The organism is Caballeronia arvi, from assembly GCF_001544695.2.
Classification (GTDB): Bacteria; Pseudomonadota; Gammaproteobacteria; order Burkholderiales; family Burkholderiaceae; genus Caballeronia; species Caballeronia arvi.
This window is the reverse complement of the sequence record NZ_FCOM02000134.1, coordinates 1-6145: the sequence shown is the minus strand read 5'-3', so window position 1 is coordinate 6145 and position 6145 is coordinate 1. Positions and strand designations below refer to the sequence as shown.

General features: G+C 64.9%; 4 protein-coding genes. 2 read left to right on the top strand and 2 right to left on the bottom strand.

Annotated elements, in window-relative coordinates; all coding sequences use genetic code 11:
- Window positions 1-322: 322 nt before the first annotated feature.
- Window positions 323-1795 carry an MFS transporter gene (locus AWB74_RS43145; RefSeq protein WP_061152609.1) on the bottom strand — a complete coding sequence of 491 codons (1473 nt, stop codon included), beginning with the start codon at window positions 1793-1795 and terminating at the stop codon, window positions 323-325.
- Window positions 1796-1998: 203 nt separating this feature from the next.
- Between AWB74_RS43145 and AWB74_RS43140 the strand changes: the two genes are divergently transcribed.
- A complete protein-coding gene (locus AWB74_RS43140) occupies window positions 1999-3261 on the top strand; it encodes a TIGR03862 family flavoprotein (protein WP_061152608.1) in 1263 nt (420 codons plus the stop codon).
- Between the two features lie 6 nt (window positions 3262-3267).
- Here the strand turns inward: AWB74_RS43140 and AWB74_RS43135 are convergent, their stop codons facing one another.
- Window positions 3268-4419, bottom strand: a complete 1152-nt coding sequence (locus AWB74_RS43135; protein ID WP_061152607.1) for a methyltransferase — start codon at window positions 4417-4419, stop codon at window positions 3268-3270.
- 185 nt (window positions 4420-4604) lie between these two features.
- On the opposite strand from AWB74_RS43135, the gene AWB74_RS43130 reads away from it, so the two are divergent.
- Entirely contained in the window at window positions 4605-5903 is a 1299-nt protein-coding gene (locus tag AWB74_RS43130) for an SGNH/GDSL hydrolase family protein (RefSeq protein ID WP_061152606.1), read from the top strand.
- Window positions 5904-6145 lie beyond the last annotated feature (242 nt).

Below are 6145 nucleotides of genomic sequence, written 5' to 3'. Positions count from 1 at the left end.
CTCGGGAGATACCGCGGATGGGGACGCCTCGGCTGCAGGCGTGGGGCTCGGGAGGTCGAGGGATTGGGTGTACATGGCGGCACTCGCTCTTTGGATAGTCGCTGTCCGGCGATTATAAACCGACCGGACGGTCGGCGAATAATTTTTCGAGATGTACTCGGGTAATTCCGCATGACGCGCGGAGACGGATCGCGCGAGTTGCGCGCGCTATCTCAATCTAGTGCAGAGGAGGAAGACGTGCCGGACGACGGTAAACGAGAAAAAGCGGCGGCGATCGCTCGCCGCCGCTCCGAGGGCGGTAATCAGAAGGAAGAGGAAGCGCTCAGCGCGGCTGTTGCGCGGCGAAGTCCTCCGCGTCGACGTCGTAGCCGGACGGCTCCCAGCGCACAGCGAAGAGGGCGACGAGTCCCGCGAGCGGCGCGACGGCGATGATCCAGAACACTTTCGTGCCGAGCGCCGCCGACAACACCGGGAACAGGAACAGCGAAACCGTCGAGCTGGCGCGCATCAGCGTTTGATTGAAGCCCACGCCGACGCCGCGCAGCGACGTCGGATAGCTCAGCGACGCGAACGTCATGCTGTGCGAACCCGGACCGACGCCTTGTCCCAGCAGGAACGCGGCGAGGAACGCGATCGCGATGACGACTTCCGCGCCCGTCGACGGTTTGCCGACGATCGCGAGCCCGATGAGCGCGGCCAGTTGAAACGCATAGCCGACGACCGACAGCTTCCACGCGCCGTACTTTGGCACGGTGCGCACGGAGAACAGCCCGCCCGCGAACGCGAAGCACAGGTTCAGCGCGAGCGACGCGAGAATCGTGGTCAGCATCGACTGCGCGAGAAAGCTGGAAATAATGACCGGCAGCCCGAACGCGACGGCGTTATACGCGAACGACGACGCGATCGCGATGACAGTCGCGAGCACGGTGCGGCGCAGATAGACGCCGCGCAGCAGCGCGCCGTAGTTGCTCCATGTCGCGCGGCGCGCCTTGGGCGGAGCGATGGCGGTTTCGTCGACACGGGCATCGATGCCGTAGGAGCGCTTGAGGATCGCGGCCGCGCCCTTGAGATCGCCCTGATTCGCTGCCCAGACGGGCGATTCGCTCATATAGCGGCTGCGAATCACGATGATCGCGATCGCGGGAACCGCGCCAAAGCCGAGAATCAATCGCCAGAGCCAGCCCGCGTTGTGCTCGGGCAGGACCGCGTACAAGCCGAGCACCAGCAGATACGACACGCTGATCGCCGCGTACCAGACCGGACACCACATCGCGACGCGCGACGCTTTATTGCCGCGCCCTTGCAGGCGCGAGAACTCCGCGAGGAACGCCATCGCGACGGGCAAGTCGATGCCGACGCCGAGCCCCATCACGAAACGCGCACCGCCGAGCACCCACGCGTTGGGCGCGAGCGCGCACGCGAGCGCAGCGATGACGAAAAAGAACATGTCGGCCATGAAGACGCGGTAACGGCCGATCTTGTCGGTGAGATAGCCGCCGAGAAACGCGCCGATGATCGCGCCGAACGTGATCGCCGACGCGACGAAGCCGGAGCCGGTCGGCGTCAGCGAGAATTCGCGGGCGATGTCCTTCATGCCGAACGCGAGCGCGCCGAGGTCGTAGGCATCGAGAAAAATGCCGCCGAGCGCAATGGCGACGACGACGCGCGCATCGCTGCCGATTGCCGCGCCGCGGTTGACGAGGCCGGATACATCGGCGGCGCTTTTGATGACGGGCCGCAAATCGCTGGCAGCGGCCGGGGCGGAAGCGCGTTCAGGCGCAAGAGAAACGGACATGATCGGGCGATTGGTAAAAAGTTGTTGAGGCAACGAATCGCGGGATCGTACGGGCCGGAGCGCGTCTGACCAAATTCATTTTTGTTATTTAATGACTTACGACGCGTCCGCAATGCGTTTCAGCAGTCGCACGCGTCGGCCGCGACCGGTGCAGCGGCGCGCGATGCGACAATGTCGCTCCGTTCTGTTTCTGGTAATCGGGCATGTCGTCAGTTGAAAACGTCGAATCGGTGAATGTCGCGGTCGTGGGCGGAGGACCGGCCGGGCTCATGGCAGCGGAAGCGCTCGCTGCGGGCGGCGCGCGTGTCGACGTGTTCGACGCGATGCCTTCCGTTGGACGCAAATTCCTGATGGCGGGAAAGGGCGGCATGAATCTGACGCACTCCGAGCCCGCCGACGCCTTTCTGACACGCTATGGCGCCCGCAGCGCGAACATCGCGCCGCTGCTCGCGCGCTTCGACGCAGGCGCATTGCGCGACTGGGTGCATCAACTGGGCGTGGAGACCTTTGTCGGCAGTTCGGGACGCGTCTTTCCAACCGACATGAAAGCCGCGCCGATGCTGCGCGCGTGGCTGCATCGGCTGCGCGCGTCGGGTGTGACGTTTCATATGCGGCATCGCTGGCTGGGCTGGGCGGACGAGGGCGCGTCGATATCGCGTTTCGCGACGCCATCGGGCGAAAAACAGGTTCGGCACGACGCGATCGTGCTCGCGCTCGGCGGCGCAAGCTGGCCGCAGCTCGGTTCGGACGGCGCCGCGATGTCAACGCTCGCGGCGCGCGGCGTCGCCGTGCGGCCGTTCGTGCCGTCGAATTGCGGTTTCGATGCCGATTGGAGCGAGCATTTCCAGAGCCGGTTCGCAGGCGAGCCGCTCAAATCAGTCGCGATCGGTATGCCGCGCGCCGACGATGCGCTGGACTGGCGCATCGGCGAGTGTCTGATCACCGCGCACGGTATCGAGGGCAGTCTGATCTACGCTTTGTCGGCGCAGATCCGCGACCGGATTGCCGAGAGCGACGGCGCGGGCGTGATCATCGAACTCGATCTCGCGCCGCAGATCTCCGCCGAGCGCGTGCGCGACGAAGTGCTGCATCCGCGCGGGGCGCGATCGATTTCGAGCCATCTGCAAAGCCGCTTGCATATCACGGGCGTGAAAGCGGGCCTGTTGCGGGAGTGCCTGAGCAAAGATGAATTCGCCGACCTCGACACGCTCGCCGCCCGTATCAAGGCGCTGCCGTTGCGCTTGCTGCGCCCGCGGCCGATCGCGGAAGTGATCAGCAGCGCGGGCGGCGTCGAATTCGAGGCGCTCGACGCGCGCTCGATGCTCGACGCGCTTCCCGGTGTGTTCTGCGCGGGCGAAATGCTCGACTGGGAAGCGCCGACGGGCGGCTATCTGCTGACCGCCTGTTTCGCGAGTGGCCTCGTTGCAGGTGAGGGCGCGCTCGCGTGGCTCGACGGGCGCGGGTGACGAGACTTACGCGGCGACGAGCCGCCACAGCGAAGTCACTTCCTTCGACCGCGCCGCGTGCAGCGGATCGGCTTTGTCGATCGCTTTCGAATGACGCGGCTTGACGTCGATTCGTCCATCCACCTTCAGGCTGGCTTTGTCGATCCATTCCTGCAACTGAGCGCGCGTGCGCAGGCCCAGATGCTCCGCAAAGTCCGACAGGATGAGCCAGCCTTCGCCACCCGGCGTCAGATGTGCGGCGAGACCGTCGAGGAAGCCGCGCAGCATGCGGCTTTCGGGATCGTAGATCGCGTGCTCGATCGCCGCGCTGGGCCGCGCCGGCAGCCAGGGCGGATTACAGACGATCAGGGGCGCGCGGCCTTCGGGAAACATATCCGCTTCGACGATCTTTACCTGACGACCGAGCGCAAGCTGTTCGATATTTTCCCGCGCGCAGGCGAGCGCGCGCGCGTCGACATCGGTGGCGACGATCCGCTCGACGCCGCGCCGCGCGAGCACGGCGGCGAGCACGCCGGTTCCGGTGCCGATATCGAACGCCAGATCGCGCGCAGGCAGCGGCTGATTGGCGACGAGATCGACGTATTCGCCCCGAACCGGCGAGAATACGCCGTAGTAGGGATGGATCTTCCCGCCGACCGCGCCGATATCGACGCCCTTCTTGCGCCACTCGTGCGCGCCGATCAGCCCCAGCACCTCGCGCAAGGACACAACCGACTCCTCATCCGATGGCGGCCCGTACGCCTCTTCGCACGCTTGCCGCACGTTCGGCGCGCGGCGCAGGGGAATGGCGTATTGGTCGTCGAGCGGCAGCACGAGCATCGCGAGCGTGCGTCCGCGCTGGGACTGCGCGAGACGGTGGAGATTGAACGCGTCGATGGGCGACGTTTCCACCGCCGGCTTTTTCGTCTTGCGCGGCTTGTTGTCGATGCGGCGCGCCATTGCCTGCAACAACTGGCGAGCGTTCTGGAAGTCGCCGCGCCAGAGGATCGCCGTGCCTTCGCAAGCGAGCCGATAGGCGTGATCGGCCGTCATCTGATCGTGTCCGATGACGACGCGCTTCGGTGGCGGATTGCCGCTCTCCGATCGCCAGCGGGCGGAGCGGCTTTCGCCGTCTTCGTCCCAGGTCAGTTGTAGCGGTGCGGTGTTTTTCGATTGCATATCTATATTGATGCCTGATTTGATGCCTGACGCGCGAGCTGTCGCGGCCAGCGGGAAATGGACTGGCTGCATTGTGAGGCCATTTCGGGCGCGTCGTCGGGCCGCGTTCATTTTCTGGGCGGCTCGCGACGTGGCGCTGGTGACACTTCAGGCACAATCGATCCTTTTCCGAACGACATCGCCGAATGAAACTCCGAGTTTTCGCCGCGATCTGCGCGACTGCGCTTGTCGCACAGGTCAATGTCGCGCCGCACGCGTTTGCCGCCGAAACCGCCGAAGCGCCGCCCGCCAACGAACACTGGATCAGCGCCTGGGGCACCGCGCTTCAGGCGATTCCGCAACTCGCAAACCTGCCTCCGCTATATCGTGCACCGGACGTCGCGGGCCGTACTGTCCGCCAGTTGATCTATCCGCAACTGGACGGCAAGCGCATGCGTCTGCGGATCAGCAACCTATATGGAACGGATCCGCTCGTCGTCGAGTCGATGAGCGTCGCCTGCGCGGTCGGCGGCAGCAGCGCCGCGATTCGCTCCGGCAGCGCGCGATCCGTGTCGTTCGGCGGCCGCAGGAGCGTGACGGTTGCGCCTGGCGCGCAGGCTACGAGCGACGCTGTCAGTTTCAACGTCGACGCGCGCCAGCCGGTGGTCGTCAGCATGTTCATGGGGAAGAATCAGAAGCTCGTGGCCTGGCATCGCGTGTCGAGTCAGGTGAACTACATCTCGACGCCCGGCGATCACACCGACGATGCGTCCGCCGGTCCGTTCCGCGCACGTTTCAACCAATATGCGTGGCTGACCAACGTCGCGGTGGAGAATCCGTCGGCGCATGCGGTGGTCGCCATCGGCGATTCGATCACCGATGGCATGCGCTCCTCGCTCAACGCCAACCGTCGCTGGCCCGATGCGCTCGCGAAGGACGTCGCGCGTAAGAGTGGCGGGCAGATTGGCGTGGTGAATGCGGGCATCAGCGGAAATCGCCTGCTGAGCAATTCCCCTTGTTACGGCGAGGCGCTCGCGACACGCTTCGAGCGCGACGCGCTGCGCCAGCCAGGTGTGCGTTCGGTGATCGTGCTGATCGGCATCAACGACATTAATTTCATGGCGATGCCCCCGCACGCCGGCCTGGATTGCGACGCGCCGCATACCGAAGTCAACGCGGACGCGCTGGTGCGCGGATATCAGCGGTTGATCGCGCAGGCGCATCAGCGCGGCATCAAGATCTACGGCGCGACGCTGACGCCGGCTTCGCTGCCGCCCGAGCGCGAGGCCATTCGCACGGCGGTCAACGGATCGATTCGCGCGAGCCGGGCGTTCGACGGCGTGATCGACTTCGATCAGGCGTTGCGCGATCCCGCGCGTCCGACTGCGCTTCAGCGACGATATGACAGCGGCGATCACATCCATCCGAGCGACGCGGGCTACGCGGCAATGGCCGCCGCGGTGCCGATGGAGTTCGTCGCCGGAACTGCTAAACCGGCGCAGTGAGGCAGCACGAAAAAAGTTTGCTTCATTACCTTGTCATTCGCTTCTGCTTGGCCTACTATTCAGCCCCTCGTCGCAAGACGAGGGCCGCCGAGCGAAACGGGCGGTCTCCGAAGTCGGCAGATTTGGAAGCGAAAGCGAAAAATACTGTTGACAAGGAGAAAAAGATTCTTCATAATCTCGTTTCTCTGCTGCAGACAACGCAGCGACGCAAGACGGTAGTGAAGTTTGACGGTCTTGCGATG

Coding starts and splice junctions, on each gene's coding strand:
- AWB74_RS43130 (WP_061152606.1), top strand. CDS start 4,605: ATGAAACTCCGAGTTTTCGCCGCGATCTGCGCGACTGCGCTTGTCGCA.
- AWB74_RS43145 (WP_061152609.1), bottom strand. CDS start 1,795: ATGTCCGTTTCTCTTGCGCCTGAACGCGCTTCCGCCCCGGCCGCTGCC.
- AWB74_RS43140 (WP_061152608.1), top strand. CDS start 1,999: ATGTCGTCAGTTGAAAACGTCGAATCGGTGAATGTCGCGGTCGTGGGC.
- AWB74_RS43135 (WP_061152607.1), bottom strand. CDS start 4,419: ATGCAATCGAAAAACACCGCACCGCTACAACTGACCTGGGACGAAGAC.